General features: G+C 35.6%; 4 protein-coding genes. 3 read left to right on the plus strand and 1 reads right to left on the minus strand.

Annotated elements, in window-relative coordinates:
* The first annotated feature begins 205 nt into the window (after positions 1 to 205).
* The 3 genes from BLR86_RS25410 to BLR86_RS25425 all read left to right on the plus strand — a co-directional run bounded on the left by BLR86_RS25410 (position 206) and on the right by BLR86_RS25425 (position 2,376).
* The gene (locus BLR86_RS25410) at positions 206 to 544 is read left to right on the plus strand and encodes a YolD-like family protein (protein ID WP_090768580.1); all 339 of its coding nucleotides are present in this window, start codon (positions 206 to 208) and stop codon (positions 542 to 544) included.
* A gap of 601 nt (positions 545 to 1,145) precedes the next feature.
* A complete protein-coding gene (locus tag BLR86_RS25420; RefSeq protein ID WP_090768586.1) occupies positions 1,146 to 1,646 on the plus strand; it encodes an RNA polymerase sigma factor in 501 nt (166 codons plus the stop codon).
* Positions 1,636 to 2,376 carry a hypothetical protein gene (locus BLR86_RS25425; protein WP_254782459.1) on the plus strand — a complete coding sequence of 247 codons (741 nt, stop codon included), beginning with the start codon at positions 1,636 to 1,638 and terminating at the stop codon, positions 2,374 to 2,376. Before BLR86_RS25420 ends, BLR86_RS25425 begins: the two co-directional genes overlap by 11 nt.
* Positions 2,377 to 2,711: 335 nt before the next feature.
* Here BLR86_RS25425 and BLR86_RS25430 read toward each other — a convergent pair whose 3' ends face one another.
* Complete coding sequence (locus tag BLR86_RS25430) at positions 2,712 to 3,551, minus strand: tyrosine-type recombinase/integrase (RefSeq protein ID WP_090768592.1); 840 nt, start codon at positions 3,549 to 3,551, stop codon at positions 2,712 to 2,714.
* Positions 3,552 to 3,653 lie beyond the last annotated feature (102 nt).

The raw sequence follows: 3,653 nt of genomic DNA on the forward strand, positions 1-3,653 counted from the left end.
TAAGGAAAAAAATAAATTCCTCTTGAAAAGACTCCCTTTTGGTGCATTTTTCTTATAATTTGTGAAGGATTGTACTTAAAGTAACGGGTGCTTTAGGTGAATAAAATTATTTTTAGGACCTTAATGGGTCCTTTTTAATGTTGTATACATACGGAACGTTTGTTCGTATATAATAGTAGTATTAAATACGAAGGAGTGATTCGATATGGCAATACGTGATCGCGGTAAAATTAAGTGGCAAGGGGCGTTCTTTATGCCGGAGCAAGTAAAAATGCAGCGTGACTTATGGCACGATATGAAGCGGGAAGCTAAGCCGATTTTAGACGAGTATCAGATGGAGGAGTACGACCTGCGCATTAAGTACGCTCTGGAGTATAAACACGCGGTAAGGGTAACCGTCTGGTCTGATGGCTTTACAACGGACTATACCGGGCGTATACATCGCGTTGATCCTATTACGCATGAGCTACGCCTAGAGGTAAAGCCTGGCGAATATGAGCGCATTGTATTCGAAGATGTGACCGCGGTGAAGGTTGTAAATTAGGAGGAAACTCCAAATGGGGCAGTTTAGTTCAAGAAGGATTCCATACTAATCACCCAGAATAGAAAGGTTTTGTTTCTGTTTAGGAAGAATAGAATATAGTATCCTTTCCTCCTTATTACCTTGCCTTGAGGATTTAAAATACCATTTAGTATAAACGATTAGCATTAAAAACCATCCTAAATTAAATACAATTATAAAATATGGAGTATTGATTATGTGAGTATTAATCCAACTAATCATAGACCACCACCATTTATTATTATTTTGAAATGTTTAGCAGTTAAACGTAAATAGACAATATTGTACTTGTTCAACGGTAATTTCTTGTTGCACTAACGGGTGCTTTTGTTGAATATTTGAATACCAAAATAATAAAGAAGTGCTTAGTTTTCCAATGAACTAAGCACTTTTTTATGTAATAATTATTGTTACTTATGTCAGTCGTTGTGCTAATGTTTTCCTAATTAGAGTGCGATTTCGAATATTTGTTGTTCCATCACTGTACTGAACGAGGTACATATTGATTAGGATGTGTTTTTTCTAAAACAAAAAGTCACCATTTGGTATCTTCAAGTGTGTTAGTAGTGAAAGGAGTTGAGGAATGTTGCAACAAGTGGTTTGGTCGGCTGAACTAGATGTAGAGCGAATTGTTGATACATATGGCAATATGCTATTTAGAATTTGTCTTGTTATTTTATGCAATGAGAAAGATGCAGAGGATGTCGTACAAGACACTTTTATTACTTATCTAACGAAATCTCCAATTTTTAACGATTCAGAACATGAGAAAGCATGGTTAATAACGATTGCCACGAATCGCTGCAAGAATATGAGAAGGTACAATATTATTCGTAAACATTTAGATATCAATGATTTACAGCTATATTCTAAGAATGATAAAAACCATGGTTTACTCGACCATCTAATGAGATTGCCAACTAAACATAAAGTTGTATTGTTACTTCATTATGTGGAGGGCTATAAAGTCGATGAAATAGCGAAAATCCTTACCATTACTACGTCAGCAGTGAAAAAGCGGTTACAACGGGGAAGAGAGCTTCTTCGAGAAAGATATCGAAAGGAGAATGAATATGGACTTTGAGAAGATCAAAGATGCTGTTACTTCTATTGAAATGTCAAAAGCTATGGAAGATCGTGTGAAAGAGAATATAGGAAAGAAAAAATCGGTTCAAGTGAATTATAAAAGATGGATTTCGGTAGCATGTGCATTTGGAATCCTTTTATCTATTATGATAGGCATGCCATATTTTAATAAGAATGGAGAGCTCCAAGTTGCAAATTTTGCGATCACAGCTTATGCATTGAGTGATGATGGGAAACAGTTTAATACAACTATTACATCAGAAAAAGCTACTATTGAATTAGCAACAGAAGATAGAGTAGGTATTATGAGTATAAGTGGTGAAGGAGCTAATTTAATTTTTACAGATGTTAGACTTAGTATAACTGGAGAACAGATCGACTCAATCACTTATACCTTAAGCGAAGGCAAGTTTATTGAGGATGTTACATTTACATCTAAAGAGTATGTAGACAGTGAATGGTTAAGATCGGAAAAGATAAATTTCATTTCTAGTGAGCCTGGTTCGGATGTATATGAGGGTATAAAGGAAGTAGGGAATAGCTACACAGTTAACTATAATGAACAGGAAAAACATAAATATACTCTTGCAATTCCTCATGACGGCAATGAAGTAATAGGTGATGACATTATCATTAAAGTAAATGTAAAATATACAGATGGAAGTTCTGAACAACAAGATATCGTTGTAACTCAAGAATCAAATTCTATTTCCCTAAAGCTTAATTAACATAATCAAGATGATGGTACCACAAGTTCTTAGTAGAAAAAGCTACATTGTGGATCAAGAAACCAATCTTCAACTACCATGAAAATAAGTTTCTTCAAGATTAGAAAAATGACAATTCTTAAGAAGACCCTGCTCAATCGTTAAAAAAAGAGGAGAGCGTTAATTAATAAGTCTATGGATTAAGGTTTACTGGATTAAGGTCAGTATCAGTATTGACACTTCCAAACCATTTTCATTCTCTGTGGTGCATCACTGATTTTGTGCTGCATGGATGGCTAACGGGTGCGATTGTGAAAAGGCAGCGGAAGTATCCGTTGCCTTTTGCCTATCCATTTCTAAAAATATTTTCTATAAAATTCTCTTCTAAGGTTTCCACTTAACTGAGCATAAATCCTAGTGGTCTCGCTTTTTTCGTGACCCAGTAAACTTTGAATAACATCAATGGGAGCCCCGTTGTTCAATAGGTGTGTGGCATAGCTGTGGCGTAGTTGGTGTGGATGGATTTCTTTGTTGATCCCTGCACGACTTGATATTCGTTTAATGATGTACCTCATCTGACCTATACTCATTTTATGTGGGTTGCGTAGAGTAACAAATATAGCTGGATCTTTATCCTGGCGAAGGTCTAAATATCGTTTGAGCCAGATTTCACACCGTATATTAAAATATACCTCCCTTTCCTTATCTCCCTTTCCAAGGACTATGGCAGAACGATTTGACCAATTAATACTATTCTTTTCAAGGGAAACAATTTCACCTATTCTACAACCTGTGGAAAACATCAATTCGAATAATGCCTTTTCCATTGGAGTAAAACACGCTTCCCTCAAATGTTCAATTTCTCTGTCCGTCAAAAATTTAGGAATTCGTTTTCCTTGTTTGGGTTCTTTGATTTTCGCAGCTGGATTTTTGGGTATATGCCCTTCCTCGTATGACCAACGGAATAGAGATTTAATGAATCGAATCCGATGAGCTAAACTTGATGGCTTTAAGTGTTCACTAGACTTTGCTAAGTATTCCTTCAACTGATTTGTCATCAAAGATTCAATATTTACATCGTTAAAGTGTTGGATAAGTAGCTTAGATTGGAGCTTATACGCTTTTAAGGTCTGAGGAGAGAAACCTTCAATCCTTTTATCCGATTCATAAAGTTCCCAGGATTTTGACAATAACACAATAATTCCTCCCTCTATAAATGTTGATTTATCAACGGTTTGACCCGTTGGTGGGGTGTCAAAAAAATATTTTTCGACACGCTTCCTAACAATACTTTCATA

The organism is Bacillus sp. OK048, assembly GCF_900103525.1.
Lineage (GTDB): Bacteria > Bacillota > Bacilli > Bacillales > Cytobacillaceae > Neobacillus.